20 protein-coding genes and 2 pseudogenes are annotated in these 15077 nt (G+C 65.0%); 20 read left to right on the top strand and 2 right to left on the bottom strand.

Annotated elements, in window-relative coordinates; translation table 11 throughout:
- Positions 1 to 51: 51 nt before the first annotated feature.
- Positions 52 to 303 (bottom strand): annotated as a pseudogene (locus C4B68_RS43255) (helix-turn-helix domain-containing protein); the annotation flags it as partial.
- Between the two features lie 5 nt (positions 304 to 308).
- Here C4B68_RS43255 and C4B68_RS16260 point away from each other — a divergent pair.
- The 3 genes and pseudogenes from C4B68_RS16260 to C4B68_RS16250 form a co-directional block, all read left to right on the top strand.
- A pseudogene (locus tag C4B68_RS16260) lies at positions 309 to 497 on the top strand (Scr1 family TA system antitoxin-like transcriptional regulator); the annotation flags it as partial.
- Positions 494 to 703: a DUF397 domain-containing protein gene (locus C4B68_RS16255; protein WP_099500621.1), complete on the top strand. Its 210-nt coding sequence runs from the start codon at positions 494 to 496 to the stop codon at positions 701 to 703. The pseudogene C4B68_RS16260 and the gene C4B68_RS16255, both read left to right, overlap by 4 nt.
- 117 nt (positions 704 to 820) lie before the next feature.
- On the top strand, positions 821 to 5404 hold the full coding sequence (locus C4B68_RS16250) for a DUF6531 domain-containing protein (protein WP_240634377.1): 4584 nt from the start codon (positions 821 to 823) through the stop codon (positions 5402 to 5404).
- Positions 5405 to 6144: 740 nt separating this feature from the next.
- On the opposite strand, the gene C4B68_RS16245 is transcribed toward C4B68_RS16250, so the two are convergent.
- Entirely contained in the window at positions 6145 to 6486 is a 342-nt protein-coding gene (locus C4B68_RS16245) for a phospholipase D-like domain-containing protein (protein ID WP_099500622.1), read from the bottom strand.
- Between the two features lie 466 nt (positions 6487 to 6952).
- Between C4B68_RS16245 and rpsJ the strand changes: the two genes are divergently transcribed.
- The 17 genes from rpsJ (at position 6953) to rplF (ending at position 15076) form a co-directional block, all read left to right on the top strand.
- Complete coding sequence (gene rpsJ, locus C4B68_RS16240; RefSeq protein WP_003948644.1) at positions 6953 to 7261, top strand: 30S ribosomal protein S10; 309 nt, start codon at positions 6953 to 6955, stop codon at positions 7259 to 7261.
- Between the two features lie 17 nt (positions 7262 to 7278).
- On the top strand, positions 7279 to 7923 hold the full coding sequence (gene rplC / locus C4B68_RS16235) for a 50S ribosomal protein L3 (protein ID WP_095936043.1): 645 nt from the start codon (positions 7279 to 7281) through the stop codon (positions 7921 to 7923).
- 8 nt (positions 7924 to 7931) lie between these two features.
- Positions 7932 to 8585 (top strand): 50S ribosomal protein L4, encoded by a 654-nt coding sequence (rplD, locus tag C4B68_RS16230; protein ID WP_099500623.1) that lies wholly within the window; start codon positions 7932 to 7934, stop codon positions 8583 to 8585.
- A complete protein-coding gene (rplW, locus tag C4B68_RS16225) occupies positions 8585 to 9001 on the top strand; it encodes a 50S ribosomal protein L23 (protein WP_099500624.1) in 417 nt (138 codons plus the stop codon). Before rplD ends, rplW begins: the two co-directional genes overlap by 1 nt.
- 39 nt (positions 9002 to 9040) lie before the next feature.
- Entirely contained in the window at positions 9041 to 9877 is an 837-nt protein-coding gene (gene rplB / locus C4B68_RS16220) for a 50S ribosomal protein L2 (protein WP_099500625.1), read from the top strand.
- Positions 9878 to 9889: 12 nt separating this feature from the next.
- Positions 9890 to 10171, top strand: coding sequence for a 30S ribosomal protein S19 (rpsS, locus tag C4B68_RS16215; protein ID WP_010986346.1), 282 nt, complete (start codon positions 9890 to 9892; stop codon positions 10169 to 10171).
- Between the two features lie 41 nt (positions 10172 to 10212).
- Positions 10213 to 10560 (top strand): 50S ribosomal protein L22, encoded by a 348-nt coding sequence (gene rplV / locus C4B68_RS16210; RefSeq protein WP_003974262.1) that lies wholly within the window; start codon positions 10213 to 10215, stop codon positions 10558 to 10560.
- Positions 10560 to 11390: a 30S ribosomal protein S3 gene (gene rpsC / locus C4B68_RS16205; protein WP_099500626.1), complete on the top strand. Its 831-nt coding sequence runs from the start codon at positions 10560 to 10562 to the stop codon at positions 11388 to 11390. The genes rplV and rpsC overlap by 1 nt, the downstream gene beginning before the upstream one ends.
- Before the next feature lie 5 nt (positions 11391 to 11395).
- Positions 11396 to 11815 carry a 50S ribosomal protein L16 gene (gene rplP / locus C4B68_RS16200; protein WP_099500627.1) on the top strand — a complete coding sequence of 140 codons (420 nt, stop codon included), beginning with the start codon at positions 11396 to 11398 and terminating at the stop codon, positions 11813 to 11815.
- The gene (rpmC, locus tag C4B68_RS16195; protein WP_003998824.1) at positions 11815 to 12039 is read left to right on the top strand and encodes a 50S ribosomal protein L29; all 225 of its coding nucleotides are present in this window, start codon (positions 11815 to 11817) and stop codon (positions 12037 to 12039) included. Before rplP ends, rpmC begins: the two co-directional genes overlap by 1 nt.
- Positions 12039 to 12326 (top strand): 30S ribosomal protein S17, encoded by a 288-nt coding sequence (gene rpsQ / locus C4B68_RS16190; RefSeq protein WP_099500628.1) that lies wholly within the window; start codon positions 12039 to 12041, stop codon positions 12324 to 12326. The genes rpmC and rpsQ overlap by 1 nt, the downstream gene beginning before the upstream one ends.
- Positions 12327 to 12459: 133 nt before the next feature.
- On the top strand, positions 12460 to 12828 hold the full coding sequence (rplN, locus tag C4B68_RS16185; protein ID WP_003998823.1) for a 50S ribosomal protein L14: 369 nt from the start codon (positions 12460 to 12462) through the stop codon (positions 12826 to 12828).
- Between the two features lie 2 nt (positions 12829 to 12830).
- On the top strand, positions 12831 to 13154 hold the full coding sequence (gene rplX, locus C4B68_RS16180) for a 50S ribosomal protein L24 (RefSeq protein ID WP_053674523.1): 324 nt from the start codon (positions 12831 to 12833) through the stop codon (positions 13152 to 13154).
- Positions 13154 to 13711 carry a 50S ribosomal protein L5 gene (rplE, locus tag C4B68_RS16175; RefSeq protein WP_030788262.1) on the top strand — a complete coding sequence of 186 codons (558 nt, stop codon included), beginning with the start codon at positions 13154 to 13156 and terminating at the stop codon, positions 13709 to 13711. The genes rplX and rplE overlap by 1 nt, the downstream gene beginning before the upstream one ends.
- A 5-nt stretch (positions 13712 to 13716) precedes the next feature.
- The gene (locus C4B68_RS16170; RefSeq protein ID WP_099500629.1) at positions 13717 to 13902 is read left to right on the top strand and encodes a type Z 30S ribosomal protein S14; all 186 of its coding nucleotides are present in this window, start codon (positions 13717 to 13719) and stop codon (positions 13900 to 13902) included.
- A gap of 211 nt (positions 13903 to 14113) precedes the next feature.
- The gene (rpsH, locus tag C4B68_RS16160) at positions 14114 to 14512 is read left to right on the top strand and encodes a 30S ribosomal protein S8 (protein WP_014674378.1); all 399 of its coding nucleotides are present in this window, start codon (positions 14114 to 14116) and stop codon (positions 14510 to 14512) included.
- Between the two features lie 24 nt (positions 14513 to 14536).
- Positions 14537 to 15076, top strand: coding sequence for a 50S ribosomal protein L6 (gene rplF / locus C4B68_RS16155; protein ID WP_099500630.1), 540 nt, complete (start codon positions 14537 to 14539; stop codon positions 15074 to 15076).
- Position 15077 lies beyond the last annotated feature (1 nt).

The following is a 15077-nucleotide window of genomic DNA, read 5'->3' as shown; positions in this document are numbered from 1 at the left end:
AGGGTATCGGGCCATGGCGGAACAGCCCGGTACCGGTGGTGAGCGCTCATGCTAGGCGGCCTCCGGGAGATCGAATCGGCAGTCACGGCAGCGACCGGGGTCTGGCGCGCGGAAGGCGCGGTCGCAGCCGTCGCAGTTCTGGAGGGGGTCCGGGCGTAGCACCACAGGGGCTGCGGGCAGGGGCGGCGGTAGCAGCTCCGTGAGGCGGTGCGCGAGGAGGGCTGCCGGGTGGTGGAGGGGCTCGCAGGGGAGGCTCGCTGTGAGGGTGCGGCGTACGGCTTCGGGGGCTGCGCCGCGTTCCAGAGGATCTGATCCAGGTGCTGAAATTCGGCGACGGCACAGCAGTCGGGCGTTCCGAAGGCGCGTTCAGTGGCCGCCCGGTCTCCGAACCGAAAGACCTTCGGATCCTTGAACTGCGGTATGGCATGATCCGGGCCCAGGCTCTCACCCCGAGGGAGTCGCTGGCCTTCATCGAGCAAGTGCTGGGAGAAACATGACCCACGGTCCCTCGGCCGATGACGCTTCCGCGCTGAAGTGGTTCAAGAGCAGCTACAGCGACAGCAGCGAACCCGGCGACTGCGTCGAGATAGCCACCACCCCCGCCACCATCCACCTCCGCGACTCCAAGAACCCCCAGGGCCCGCGCCTCATCTTCGACCCCACCGCGTGGGCGGACTTCGTGTCGTACGCCGCTCAGAGCTGACCCACGTCTGTCGCGGCCTCCTGTAAATTCGCTGAAGCGTACGAGAGTTACTGAGGCGAACGTGACGGGGGTTGCGCCGTGGCAGGGAACCGGCCGAAGGATTGGCATGTCCTGGACTTGGACAAGGACCCCACTCCCGGGGATCCGGACCGGGTCCGTCACCTGGCCAAGAACCTGCACGACTTCGCCGATGATGTCGGGGACGCGCTCCGCCTGATCAAGGGGATGGCGGACGAGGACGCGGTCCTGAAGTGGGCGGGCAAGTCCGCGAAGGCGTTCCAGGACGAGTTCTCGGGCGTGCCGAAGCAGCTGAAGAAGCTGAAGAAGTCGTACGAGATGGCGGGGGACGCCCTCACCGACTACTGGCCGAAGTTGGAGCGCGCCCAGGCACTGGCCGACAAGGCCCTGGCCAAGGGCCGCGAGGCGCAGTCCGATCTCTCCTCCGCCAAGTCCCGCCTCTCCTCGGCCGATTCGTGGGTGACGAAGGCCAACAAGGAAGCGGACAAGTACAAGGACGACCCCACCGGTAGCAAGGACACCGAGAAGCCGGACGAGGCGAAGGTGCGGGCCGCGACTCGGGATGCCCAGCATGCCAAGTCGGCTCAGACCTCGGCCCAGTCGGATGTGACGTCCGCGAACAGCGCGCTGGACGCGGCGAAGAAGATGGCCGAGGACGCCCGCAAGATGCGGGAGGAGGCGGCGAAGACCGCCAAGGACAAGATCGACGACGCCTCCGACGCCGGTATCCACAACCGCAAGTGGTGGGAGGAAGTCGGGGACTGGGTCTCCGACAACTGGGACACCATCGTCGCCGTCTGCAAGGTCGTCGTCGCGGTCGTCGGCATCATCGCGATGATCATCGGTGGTCCGATCCTCGGCGCGATCGTCCTGGTTGCCGCGCTCGTCGTCCTCGCCGACACTCTCAACAAATACGCGAAGGGCCAGGCATCCCTATGGGATGTGGCGTTCGCGGCGCTGGATTGCATACCCGGGATGAAGGGGATCACCACGCTCGGCGGGCTGGCGAAGGGGCTGAAGGGCGGTCTGGCCGCCCTCAAGGGCCTCAAGGGCGGCCTGAAGGGGCTGGGCCTTGCCGCGCGTGGCCTGGGCAAGTCGGCCCGCGGCGCCATTGCGGACGGTGCCAAGGGCGCCTACAACCGCCTCAAGAACGTGGTCCGCTCCAAGGGTAGTGACCCGGTGGACATGGCCACCGGCGCGATGTTCCTGCCGCAGACCGATGTGGAGCTTCCCGGCAACCTCCCACTGGCCTTCACCCGCCGAGTAGCCTCCGACTACCGCTGCGGTTGGTGGTTCGGCCCCACCTGGGCCTCCACTGTCGACCAGCGTCTGGAAGTCGACGCCGACAGCGTCGTGTTCGTCACCGAGGACGGCCTGCTGCTCGCCTACCCTCACCCCACCGGCCCGGACACCCCGGCCCTGCCGGAAGCCGGGCCGCGCTGGCCCCTGACCCGCCTCCGCGACGGGGGCTACCGCATCGACGACCCGCTCACCGGCCAGACCCGCCACTTCGCCTTCCCCTCCGGTGGCATTGCCCTGCTCACCCGCATCGTCGACCGCAACAGCAACATCATCACCTTCGACTACGACGAGCACGGCACCCCTGTCGCTATCCGCCATGACGGCGGTTACCACCTCAAACTCACCACCGATGACGGCCGTGTCACCGCCCTGGCGCTGGTGGGTGCAGCCGAAGACGGCTCCGACATCACCATCAAGCGCTACCGCTACACCGCAGACAATCTCACCGAGGTCATCAATTCCTCGGGCCTGCCTCTGCAGTTCACGTACGACGAACGTCTCCGTATCACCTCCTGGACCGACACCAACCACAGCCGCTACGGCTACACCTATGACGACCACGACCGCTGCGTCGCCGAAGGCGGCGAGGCCGGCCACATCACCATCACCCTCAACTACGGCGGAACCGACCCCGCCTGGCCCGGCTGCCGCATCACCACCCTCACCACCCCCGAGGGAGCTACCACACGCTTCGTCGTCAACGAAAACAGCCAGGTCATTGCCGAGGTCGACCCCCTCGGCGCAACAGTTCGGACTGCGTACGACGCCCATCATCACGTCGTGTCCCGGACAAATGAACTGGCCCACACCACACGACTCGTTGTCGATGAGAGCGGTCGTCCCACGGAAGTTATCCGTCCGGACGGTGCGACTATGCGCATCGCGTACGACGATCTGAGCTGTCCCACGACGATCCGCAGGCCCGACGGTGCCTGCTGGCGCAGGGAATACGACGAGCATGGCAATTGCACGTCCATGACCGATCCCGCAGGCTCGACCACGCGGTTTACGTACAACCCAGCAGGTCACCTCACTGGGGTGACGGACGCTTTGGGCAACAGCAGGACGGTGCACTGCAATCCGGCAGGGCTCCTGGTCGCAGTAACCGACCCGCTCGGCGCAACAACGACCTGGAAACGTGACGCATTCGGCCGGATCGTCGCGTACACAGACCCACTGGGCTACACCACGCAGATCGCCTGGACAGTCGAAGGCCAACTCGCCTGCCGCATCACCGCCGATGGTGCCGTCGAGACATGGTCGTACGACGGTGAGGGCAACTGCACCAGTCACACCACACCCGCGGGTGCTACCACTCGCTTCGAGTACACCCACTTCGACTTGCCATCGGCTCGCACCGGCCCCGACGGGGTGAGGTACGAATTCATCCACGACCAGAATCTCCGGCTGGCCACGGTCACCAACCCCGAGGGCTTGACGTGGACGTATGAACATGACGCGGCAGGGCGTCTGATCTCGGAATCCGATTTCGATGACCGGGTTGTGACGTACACCTACGACGACGCGGGACGCCTGACTTCCCGCACCAACTCGCTTGGCCACACCATCCGCTACGAACACGACGCCCTTGGCAACCTGGTTCGGAAAGTCAGCGACGACCGCACCACTGAATTTGTCTACAACCTCAACCGCGAGTTGGTCGAAGCGACTGGACCGGGCACGTCAATCACTCTGGAGCTCGACCCAAACGGTCTCGTCATCTGCGAGACGGTCAACGGCCGACGCACGACGTACGCACGTGACCCGTTGGGGCGCCTCATCCATCGGGCAACCCCTTCTGGAGCCTCAACCACGTGGACGTATGACGCCACGGGTAACCGCACGCAACTGGACGCCTCGGGCCGCACCGTACGCTTCGACCATGACTGGTCCGGCCAGGAGATCCGCCGATCCATCGGTCAGCGCAACATACTCACGCACGCCTTCGACGGCCTCGGTCGTCGCATCTCCCAGTCCTTGTCCGCCGACGACGGCAGTCATAGGTTGCACCGCGCCTACCTCTACAGCGAGGACGGCAACCTCGTGGGCATCGACGACGAGGTGGCCGGCAGTCGGAGATTCGCCCTGGACCTCGCAAGCCGGGTCACCGCTGTCCACGCCCACAACTGGACCGAGCGATATGCATACGACGAGGCGGGCAACCTGACCAACGCCTCCTGGCCCACCAAACATCCTGGCGGGGAATCCACCGGAGGCCGTGCATACACCGGCACACGGATCAGCCGTGCGGGCGACACCCGTTATGAATACGACACCCTGGGCCGCACAGTTCTACGCCAGAGGAAACGTCTGTCTCGCAAGCCTGATACTTGGCACTACACGTGGGATTCGGAAGACCGTCTGACATCGGTCACGACGCCGGACGGAACCCTTTGGCGATATCTCTATGACTCATTGGGTCGCCGCACGGCCAAGCGACGCATCGCCGATGACGGTCGAACAGTTGTGGAACACGTCGACTTCACCTGGGACGGCATCACCCTCTGCGAGCAAACGACTCGAACTGATTCCCTTCCTTATCTCGTGACGCTGACGTGGGACCATGACGGCCTCCATCCAATCGCACAAACAGAACGTATCGCGGCGACGGAAGCACCTCAGGAGGAAATAGACTCCCGCTTCTTTTCCATCATCACGGACCTGGTCGGAACGCCGACAGAACTCGTCGATGAAGATGGTGGAGTTGCCTGGCGCGCACGATCCACCCTCTGGGGAACAACCGCGTGGAACTCTGACGCCTCCACGTACACTCCTCTGCGCTTCCCGGGGCAGTATTTCGACCCGGAATCTGGTCTCCATTACAACTACTTCCGGCACTATGACCCTGAGACCGTTCGCTACCTGACGCCGGATCCTCTCGGTCTGGTGCCCGCACCGAACCCGGTCACTTACGTCCACAACCCCCACACCGGAGTCGACCCACTTGGACTGAACCCGTACTACAGTGACATCGCGCCGAACGGGCAGCGAGGTCCCGCCTACGCAGAGGTCACCCCACAGACTCTGGATGACGCGGCCAACAAGCTCATCGGAAGTCCACCGGGGCGAGGCGCCCGCTATTCTCCTCCGGGCTTTCAGGGCGGTGCCGCCGGCCATTCGCGGGGCCACTTGATCGGGCAGCAGTTCGGCGGCGATGGGCGAGATATGCGGAACATCGTCACCCAAGGAACCACGCAGAACAACGGACCAATTTCAGACGCTGAAGATCTTATTGCGGACCATGTGAGATCATCCGGAAACACGGTCATTATGAGCGTGACCCCCGAATACGCCCACGGGGGAAACGTCCCCAGTCACGTCCTCATCGAAGCGGTGGACGACTTCGGCTGGTCGTTCAGTCGACGACTCCCCAACATGTAGAAAGGCGCAAACTGAATGACTGACGCGAACCATGCGGACGCGGATGATCTACTGAGACTCACAGCACTCTGCCCGCCTCCGATGGAATCCGGTAAGTCGCGCTCCGATCCGTCGGAGCAGACAGTCCGAAATATTCCCGGAAGTCACCACAATCTGGTCCGCACATACGGCACTGGATGTTTCGATGAATTCCTGTGGATTTTCGCCACGGGTGCGGACAACGTGAACCTTGACATCGACGCAGCCACCAGCACGACGCAGTCGACCCTGGGGCTCAAGGACGCGCCTACTCTCCGTGAGGCTCTTAGTCGACACCACACGACCCCGGAAGACCTCATCCAGTGGGGAGTAACCGACAACGGAGACTCGCTGTTGTGGATTCCTGACGGAGATCCTGCAGGTTGGCCAACAGCCGTCATCCAGGCCGGACAGCTTGACTTTGCCATCTCGCCGAGGAGTTCAACGGGAGTCGTGCTGGACCTCTTGACCGGAGCGCTTCGCCTTCGATTCTTTCCCGATGACTTTCCGAGCAGTCACCCAGAGTTCTCACCGAACCCGTACACATAGAGCCAATTCCAACCTCAGTTTGAGCAGGTCAGGTGAAGGGTGACGGTGTCGAGGACACCGCGGAAGGGCACGCGGACGGTGCCGCCGGCGCCCTGGCAGCCCTTGTCCGCCCAGCAGCCGGCGGACTGCCTGCCGAGTCGAGCCACGCAGTACGAGGCTCTCGCGTGGCTTGGTCAGGCGGGACGCATGACGCCGTTCTCTGGTGTGATGAGCCAGCGGAAATGGTCGACGAGAGGCCCAACGACCGCCGGGTCACGTAGTACTACCCCGAGTTCGATGTTGTCCGTCAGCGCGCGATCGGTGAGGTTGGCGCTGCCGAGGAAGGCAGTATGCCGGTCGGCGGCGATCAACTTGGCGTGCAGTACGCCTGCGGACGCCATCCGGTGCCAGACGGCCACATTGGGCGGCAGTGCGTCGAAGGCAGTAGATGCTTGTGTGGACTCTTCCAGTAGGAGGTCCACACGCACTCCTCGATCGACTGCCTCCGCGAATGAGCGGTGAGAGCCGGGCCGGATGTATAAGCCCCGAGCCGATAGGTGTGCCGGCCTTGCCGAGTGCCCCGGGTTTGACCTACGTCACCCCCGGGGTACCATCCTCGGCTCGATTGGCCAGCCCCCCGCCCCGTATGGCAGACTAGCGGGGTTGCTCGGTCGAGTGCCGATGCTGCGCGCCTCCCGCCGGGAGGACTGGAAGCGAGTCCCACAGTACTCGTCGCTTCAACTGCCGGAAGGCAGCGCTGGGGCGGACGTACGGGAATCTTCCGGGAAGTGTCAGCGGGGTGCCGGCCAGGCGCCCGGTGGGTGTTCAGCCCCCGGTCCAGCGGTTGTCTCTTGGGCTCAGCCGCGTCCCTCGGTAGGGAAATCCATTACGGATATCTCTGTCAGCAGGAACGCGACACGCCCGACCGCGTGGGTCGGAGGTAAGGGACGCGGACCCCCGGGTACCAGAGCGTTTTACGAGACAAAGGACTACTGAGTAGCCATGGCGGGACAGAAGATCCGCATCCGGCTCAAGGCCTACGACCACGAGGTCATCGACTCCTCGGCGAAGAAGATCGTCGAGACGGTGACCCGCACTGGTGCGTCGGTCGCGGGCCCGGTGCCGCTGCCCACTGAGAAGAACGTGTACTGCGTCATCAAGTCGCCGCACAAGTACAAGGACTCGCGCGAGCACTTCGAGATGCGCACGCACAAGCGCCTGATCGACATCCTCGACCCGACGCCCAAGACCGTTGACTCTCTGATGCGACTCGACCTTCCGGCCGGTGTCGACATCGAGATCAAGCTCTAAGGGTCGGTGATCTGAGAATGGCTAAGCAGATCAAGGGCATCCTGGGCGAGAAGCTCGGCATGACGCAGGTGTGGGACGAGAACAACCGTGTTGTTCCGGTCACCGTCGTCAAGGCCGGCCCCAACGTCGTCACCCAGGTTCGTACGAACGACACCGACGGCTACGAGTCGGTCCAGATCGCCTTCGGCGAGATCGACCCGCGCAAGGTGAACAAGCCCCTCAAGGGCCACTTCGCCAAGGCCGACGTCACCCCCCGCCGTCACCTCGTCGAGATCCGCACCGCGGACGCCTCCGAGTACACCCTGGGCCAGGAGATCTCCGCTGAGGTCTTCGAGGCCGGCGTCAAGGTGGACGTGACCGGCAAGAGCAAGGGCAAGGGCTTCGCCGGTGTCATGAAGCGTCACAACTTCAAGGGCCTCGGCGCCGGACACGGCACCCAGCGCAAGCACCGCTCTCCCGGTTCCATCGGTGGCTGCGCCACCCCGGGCCGTGTGTTCAAGGGCCTCCGCATGGCGGGTCGCATGGGCAACGAGCGGGTCACCACCCAGAACCTGACCGTCCACGCCGTTGACGCGGAGAAGGGTCTGCTGCTCATCAAGGGCGCGGTTCCCGGTCCGAACGGCGGCCTCGTCCTGGTCCGCACCGCGGCCAAGGGGGCCTGAGGTAACCGATGAGCACTGTTGACATCCTTTCGCCGGCAGGCGACAAGACCGGGACGGTCGAGCTCCCCGCGGAGATCTTCGACGTCGAGAAGATCAGCGTTCCGCTGCTTCACCAGGTCGTCGTCGCGCAGCTGGCCGCGGCCCGTCAGGGCACGCACAAGACCAAGACCCGCGGTGAAGTCCGTGGTGGTGGCAGGAAGCCTTACCGCCAGAAGGGCACCGGCCGCGCCCGTCAGGGTTCGACCCGTGCGCCGCAGTTCGCCGGCGGTGGCGTCGTCCACGGCCCGCAGCCGCGTGACTACTCGCAGCGGACCCCGAAGAAGATGAAGGCCGCGGCCCTGCGCCACGCCCTCACCGACCGGGCCCGCAACAACCGCATCCACGTCGTCACCGGCGTGGTCGACGGGGACATCAGCACCAAGGCCGCGAAGAACCTGCTCGGCAAGATCTCGGAGCGCAAGAACGTGCTCCTGGTCATCGAGCGGAACGACGAGGCCGGGCTGCTCTCCGCCCGCAACCTGCCCCAGGTCCACATTCTGGAGCCGGGCCAGCTGAACACGTACGACGTTCTCGTCTCGGACGACGTGGTCTTCACCCAGGCCGCTTTCGAGTCCTTCGTGTCTGGCCCCAAGGCCGCTGACACCGAAGGGAGCGAAGCCTGATGGCTACGCGTCACCCGAGCATTGCCTCCAAGGCGGCCAAGGCCGCCAAGGCCGCGCGCGTCGCCAAGGCGAAGCGCCACGAGGCCGAGGGCAAGAACACCGTCGAGACGCCGCTGAGCAAGAGCTTCACGGACCCCCGTGACGTCCTCCTCAAGCCGGTCGTCTCCGAGAAGAGCTACGCGCTGCTCGACGAGGGCAAGTACACCTTCATCGTCGCGCCTGGCGCCAACAAGACCCAGATCAAGGAGGCCGTCCAGGCGGTCTTCTCGGTCAAGGTCACCGGGGTCAACACGATCAACCGCCAGGGCAAGCGCAAGCGGACCAAGAGCGGTTTCGGTAAGCGTGCTGACAGCAAGCGCGCGATCGTGACCCTCGCTGAGGGCGACCGTATCGACATCTTCGGCCAGGCCTCCTAACGGAGTGCCCTGGTCCGAATATCGGACGAGGACTGAGAAATGGGAATCCGCAAGTACAAGCCGACTACGCCGGGCCGTCGTGGCTCCAGCGTCGCCGACTTCGTCGAGGTCACGCGGTCCACGCCGGAGAAGTCGCTGGTCCGCCCGCTGCACAGCAAGGGCGGCCGTAACAACGCCGGTCGTGTGACCGTTCGCCACCAGGGTGGCGGACACAAGCGCGCCTTCCGAGTGATCGACTTCCGTCGTCACGACAAGGACGGCGTGCCGGCGAAGGTCGCGCACATCGAGTACGACCCCAACCGCACCGCGCGCATCGCGCTGCTGCACTACGCCGACGGCGAGAAGCGCTACATCCTCGCCCCGCGCAACCTGCAGCAGGGTGACCGCGTCGAGAACGGTCCCGGGGCCGACATCAAGCCGGGCAACAACCTGGCCCTCCGCAACATCCCGGTCGGTACCACGATCCACGCGATCGAGCTCCGTCCCGGTGGTGGTGCCAAGTTCGCCCGCTCCGCCGGTACCTCCGTGCAGCTGCTCGCGAAGGAGGGCCAGATGGCCCACCTGCGCATGCCGTCCGGAGAGATCCGCCTGGTCGACGTGCGCTGCCGCGCCACCGTCGGCGAGGTCGGCAACGCCGAGCAGTCGAACATCAACTGGGGCAAGGCCGGCCGCAAGCGCTGGCTGGGCGTTCGCCCGACCGTCCGCGGTGTGGCGATGAACCCGGTTGACCACCCGCACGGTGGTGGTGAGGGCAAGACCTCCGGTGGTCGCCACCCGGTCTCCCCGTGGGGTCAGAAGGAGGGTCGTACTCGTTCGCCGAAGAAGGCTTCGAACAAGTACATCGTCCGCCGCCGCAAGACGAACAAGAAGCGCTAGGAGCGGGTTTAGATGCCGCGCAGTCTCAAGAAGGGGCCCTTCGTCGACGACCACCTGATCAAGAAGGTGGACGCCCAGAACGAAGCCGGTTCCAAGAACGTCATCAAGACCTGGTCCCGTCGCTCGATGATCATCCCGGCCATGCTCGGCCACACGATCGCGGTGCACAACGGCAAGACCCACATTCCGGTGTTTGTCACCGAGTCGATGGTCGGCCACAAGCTCGGCGAGTTCTCGCCGACGCGCACCTTCCGGGGTCACGTCAAGGACGACCGGAAGTCGAAGCGCCGCTAACGCGGGGTGGAATGACCATGACAGACACTGGAAGGACAACCATGGAAGCCAGGGCCCAGGCGCGGTACATCCGCGTTACGCCCATGAAGGCCCGCCGCGTGGTGGACCTTATCCGTGGCATGGATGCCACGGAGGCTCAGGCGGTCCTGCGTTTCGCCCCGCAGGCCGCGAGCGTGCCGGTCGGCAAGGTGCTGGACAGCGCCATTGCCAACGCCGCGCACAACTACGACCACACCGACGCCGACAGCCTCTTCATCTCCGAGGCGTACGTCGACGAGGGCCCGACCCTGAAGCGGTTCCGTCCGCGTGCCCAGGGCCGCGCCTACCGGATCCGCAAGCGGACCAGCCACATCACCGTGGTCGTCAGCAGCAAGGAAGGAACCCGGTAATGGGCCAGAAGGTTAACCCGCATGGGTTCCGGCTCGGTGTCACCACGGACTTCAAGTCCCGGTGGTACGCCGACAAGCTGTACAAGGACTACGTCAAGGAAGACGTCGCCATCCGTCGGATGATGACGTCCGGCATGGAGCGCGCCGGTATCTCGAAGGTTGAGATCGAGCGCACCCGTGACCGCGTGCGGGTGGACATCCACACCGCGCGTCCCGGCATCGTCATCGGCCGCCGTGGCGCCGAGGCCGACCGCATCCGCGGCGACCTCGAGAAGCTCACGGGCAAGCAGGTCCAGCTGAACATCCTCGAGGTCAAGAACCCCGAGACCGACGCTCAGCTGGTTGCTCAGGCCGTTGCCGAGCAGCTGTCCTCCCGCGTCTCCTTCCGCCGCGCCATGCGTAAGAGCATGCAGTCGGCGATGAAGGCGGGCGCCAAGGGCATCAAGATCCAGTGCGGTGGCCGTCTCGGCGGCGCCGAGATGTCCCGCTCGGAGTTCTACCGCGAGGGCCGTGTGCCCCTGCACACGCTCCGCGCGAACGTCGACTACGGCTTCTTCGAGGCCAAGACGACCTTCGGCCGTATCGGTGTGAAGGTCTGGATCTACAAGGGCGACGTCAAGAACATCGCCGAGGTCCGCGCCGAGAACGCCGCTGCCCGCGCCGGCAACCGTCCGGCCCGTGGCGGTGCTGACCGCCCGGCCGGCCGTGGTGGCCGCGGTGGCGAGCGTGGCGGTCGCGGTCGTAAGCCGCAGCAGGCTCCGGCTGCCGAGGCCCCCAAGGCCGAGGCCGCTGCCGCCGCTCCGGCTGAGAGCACCGGAACGGAGGCCTGACCGACATGCTGATCCCCCGTAGGGTCAAGCACCGCAAGCAGCACCACCCCAAGCGCCGTGGTCAGGCCAAGGGCGGTACGCAGGTTTCGTTCGGCGAGTACGGCATTCAGGCCCTCACGCCGGCGTACGTGACGAACCGTCAGATCGAGGCCGCTCGTATCGCGATGACCCGCCACATCAAGCGTGGCGGCAAGGTCTGGATCAACATCTACCCGGACCGCCCGCTGACCAAGAAGCCCGCCGAGACCCGCATGGGTTCCGGTAAGGGCTCCCCCGAGTGGTGGGTCGCGAACGTGCACCCGGGCCGGGTCATGTTCGAGCTGTCCTACCCCAACGAGAAGATCGCCCGTGAGGCCCTGACTCGCGCAGCCCACAAGCTGCCGATGAAGTGCCGGATCGTCAAGCGCGAGGCAGGTGAAGCGTGATGTCGGCCGGTACCAAGGCGTCCGAGCTGCGCGAACTGGGTGACGAGGAGCTTCTCGCGAAGCTCCGCGAAGCCAAGGAAGAGCTGTTCAACCTCCGCTTCCAGGCGGCGACCGGTCAGCTCGAGAACCACGGTCGGCTCAAGGCCGTCCGTAAGGACATCGCGCGGATCTACACCCTGATGCGTGAGCGCGAGCTGGGCATCGAGACGGTGGAGAGCGCCTGATGAGCGAGAGCAACGTGACTGAGCAGAAGACCGAGGCGCGCGGATTCCGCAAGACCCGCGAGGGTCTGGTCGTCAGCGACAAGATGGACAAGACCGTCGTCGTCGCCGTCGAGGACCGCGTGAAGCACGCCCTGTACGGCAAGGTCATCCGCCGTACGAGCAAGCTCAAGGCCCACGACGAGCAGAACGCCGCCGGTGTCGGCGACCGCGTCCTCCTGATGGAGACCCGGCCGCTGTCCTCGACGAAGCGCTGGCGCATCGTCGAGATCCTCGAGAAGGCCAAGTAAGGAAATTCCCGCAAGGGGATTCCAAAGACACAGCCTGAGGGGTATCCCTCAGGTTCGTTCCGCCAGGCTCGGGGCGGGGTCGTCGTAAAGGACGGCCCCGCCCCGGGAACCGGCAGACAATCAGGAGATAGACGTGATCCAGCAGGAGTCGCGACTGCGTGTCGCCGACAACACTGGTGCGAAGGAAATCCTTTGCATCCGTGTGCTCGGTGGCTCCGGTCGCCGCTACGCGGGCATCGGTGACGTCATCGTCGCCACCGTCAAGGACGCGATCCCCGGTGGCAACGTGAAGAAGGGTGACGTCGTCAAGGCCGTCATCGTTCGCACCGTCAAGGAGCGCCGCCGTCCGGACGGCTCGTACATCCGCTTCGACGAGAACGCCGCCGTCATTCTGAAGAACGACGGCGACCCTCGCGGCACCCGTATCTTCGGCCCCGTCGGCCGTGAGCTGCGCGAGAAGAAGTTCATGAAGATCATCTCGCTCGCGCCGGAGGTGCTGTAAGCATGAAGATCAAGAAGGGCGACCTGGTCCAGGTCATCACCGGTAAGGACAAGGGCAAGCAGGGCAAGGTCATTGCCGCTTACCCGCGCGACGAGCGCGTCCTGGTCGAGGGTGTCAACCGGGTCAAGAAGCACACCAAGGCCGGCCCCACCGCCCGCGGTTCGCAGGCCGGCGGCATCGTGACCACCGAGGCCCCGATTCACGTGAGCAACGTTCAGCTCGTCGTGGAGAAGGACGGCAACAAGGTCGTCACGCGTGTCGGTTACCGCTTCGACGACGAGGGCAACAAGATCCGCGTTGCCAAGCGGACGGGTGAGGACATCTGATGGCGACCACCACCACTCCGCGTCTGAAGACGAAGTACCGCGAGGAGATCGCGGGCAAGCTGCGTGAAGAGTTCTCCTACGAGAACGTCATGCAGATCCCCGGCCTCGTCAAGATCGTGGTCAACATGGGTGTGGGCGACGCCGCCCGCGACTCCAAGCTGATCGAGGGCGCCATCCGCGACCTCACCACGATCACCGGTCAGAAGCCGGCCGTCACCAAGGCCCGCAAGTCCATCGCGCAGTTCAAGCTGCGTGAGGGTCAGCCGATCGGTGCCCACGTCACGCTCCGTGGCGACCGCATGTGGGAGTTCCTGGACCGCACCCTGTCGCTCGCGCTCCCGCGCATCCGCGACTTCCGCGGCCTGTCTCCCAAGCAGTTCGACGGCCGTGGCAACTACACCTTCGGTCTCACGGAGCAGGTCATGTTCCACGAGATCGACCAGGACAAGATCGACCGCGTCCGGGGTATGGACATCACCGTGGTCACCACGGCGACCAACGACGCTGAAGGCCGTGCCCTTCTCCGTCACCTCGGCTTCCCGTTCAAGGAGGCGTAAGCGAGATGGCGAAGAAGGCTCTTGTTGCCAAGGCTGCTCGTAAGCCCAAGTTCGGTGTGCGTGCGTACACCCGCTGCCAGCGCTGCGGCCGTCCGCACTCCGTGTACCGCAAGTTCGGCCTGTGCCGCGTGTGCCTTCGTGAGATGGCTCACCGTGGCGAGCTGCCGGGCGTGACCAAGAGCTCCTGGTAATCCCGTACTTCGGGGTTCCGGAAGCTCTCGGTAAGTAAAGGGCTCGGTCAGGTGCCCACCCCTCCATGGCTTAGGCTGGGAGGGTTGGGCGCCTGGACGCCCGTACGACTTACTACGCCGTAGGTCCCCGCGCCGCACCCGTCCCGCCCATGAGTGGGGAGAGGGATGGCGCATACAGGAAACCCCGGCGAGAGAGGCCGAAGGCCAATTCATGACCATGACTGATCCGATCGCAGACATGCTTACGCGTCTGCGTAACGCGAACTCGGCATACCACGACTCGGTGTCGATGCCGCACAGCAAGATCAAGTCGCACATCGCGGAGATCCTCCAGCAGGAGGGCTTCATCACGGGCTGGAAGGTCGAGGACGCCGAGGTCGGCAAGAACCTCGTCCTCGAGCTGAAGTTCGGCCCGAACCGTGAGCGCTCCATCGCGGGCATCAAGCGGATCTCCAAGCCCGGTCTCCGGGTTTACGCGAAGTCCACCAACCTGCCGAAGGTGCTCGGCGGCCTCGGCGTGGCGATCATCTCCACGTCCCACGGGCTCCTCACCGACAAGCAGGCCGGCAAGAAGGGCGTAGGCGGAGAAGTTCTCGCCTACGTCTGGTAACGGAAGGGAACGGAGGAAACAGCTATGTCGCGTATTGGCAAGCTCCCCATCACGGTTCCCGCCGGCGTGGACGTCACCATCGACGGCCGTACGGTCCAGGTGAAGGGCCCCAAGGGCACCCTCTCCCACACCATCGCGGCGCCGATCGAGATCGCTAAGGGCGAGGACGGCGTGCTGAACGTCACCCGCCCGAACGACGAGCGTCAGAACAAGGCCCTCCACGGCCTGTCCCGCACGCTGGTGGCGAACATGATCACCGGCGTGACCCAGGGTTACGTGAAGAAGCTCGAGATCAGCGGTGTCGGTTACCGCGTCCTGGCGAAGGGCTCCAACCTGGAGTTCTCGCTCGGCTACAGCCACTCGATCACTGTCGAGGCCCCCGAGGGGATCTCCTTCAAGGTCGAGAACCCGACGCGGTTCTCGGTCGAGGGCATCGACAAGCAGAAGGTCGGCGAGGTTGCGGCCAACATCCGCAAGCTGCGCAAGCCCGACCCGTACAAGGCCAAGGGCGTCAAGTACGAAGGCGAAGTCATCCGCCGCAAGGTCGGAAAGGCGGGTAAGTAAG

The sequence above is a fragment of the Streptomyces dengpaensis genome (assembly GCF_002946835.1).
Lineage (GTDB): Bacteria > Actinomycetota > Actinomycetes > Streptomycetales > Streptomycetaceae > Streptomyces > Streptomyces dengpaensis.
The sequence above is the reverse complement of the archived record's forward strand: the minus strand, read 5'-3'. Positions and strand labels throughout refer to the sequence as shown.

Coding starts and splice junctions, on each gene's coding strand:
- C4B68_RS16255 (WP_099500621.1), top strand. CDS start 494: ATGACCCACGGTCCCTCGGCCGATGACGCTTCCGCGCTGAAGTGGTTC.
- rpsJ (WP_003948644.1), top strand. CDS start 6,953: ATGGCGGGACAGAAGATCCGCATCCGGCTCAAGGCCTACGACCACGAG.
- rplC (WP_095936043.1), top strand. CDS start 7,279: ATGGCTAAGCAGATCAAGGGCATCCTGGGCGAGAAGCTCGGCATGACG.
- rplD (WP_099500623.1), top strand. CDS start 7,932: ATGAGCACTGTTGACATCCTTTCGCCGGCAGGCGACAAGACCGGGACG.
- rplW (WP_099500624.1), top strand. CDS start 8,585: ATGGCTACGCGTCACCCGAGCATTGCCTCCAAGGCGGCCAAGGCCGCC.
- rplB (WP_099500625.1), top strand. CDS start 9,041: ATGGGAATCCGCAAGTACAAGCCGACTACGCCGGGCCGTCGTGGCTCC.
- rpsS (WP_010986346.1), top strand. CDS start 9,890: ATGCCGCGCAGTCTCAAGAAGGGGCCCTTCGTCGACGACCACCTGATC.
- rplV (WP_003974262.1), top strand. CDS start 10,213: ATGGAAGCCAGGGCCCAGGCGCGGTACATCCGCGTTACGCCCATGAAG.
- rpsC (WP_099500626.1), top strand. CDS start 10,560: ATGGGCCAGAAGGTTAACCCGCATGGGTTCCGGCTCGGTGTCACCACG.
- rplP (WP_099500627.1), top strand. CDS start 11,396: ATGCTGATCCCCCGTAGGGTCAAGCACCGCAAGCAGCACCACCCCAAG.
- rpmC (WP_003998824.1), top strand. CDS start 11,815: ATGTCGGCCGGTACCAAGGCGTCCGAGCTGCGCGAACTGGGTGACGAG.
- rpsQ (WP_099500628.1), top strand. CDS start 12,039: ATGAGCGAGAGCAACGTGACTGAGCAGAAGACCGAGGCGCGCGGATTC.
- rplX (WP_053674523.1), top strand. CDS start 12,831: ATGAAGATCAAGAAGGGCGACCTGGTCCAGGTCATCACCGGTAAGGAC.
- rplE (WP_030788262.1), top strand. CDS start 13,154: ATGGCGACCACCACCACTCCGCGTCTGAAGACGAAGTACCGCGAGGAG.
- C4B68_RS16170 (WP_099500629.1), top strand. CDS start 13,717: ATGGCGAAGAAGGCTCTTGTTGCCAAGGCTGCTCGTAAGCCCAAGTTC.
- rpsH (WP_014674378.1), top strand. CDS start 14,114: ATGACCATGACTGATCCGATCGCAGACATGCTTACGCGTCTGCGTAAC.
- rplF (WP_099500630.1), top strand. CDS start 14,537: ATGTCGCGTATTGGCAAGCTCCCCATCACGGTTCCCGCCGGCGTGGAC.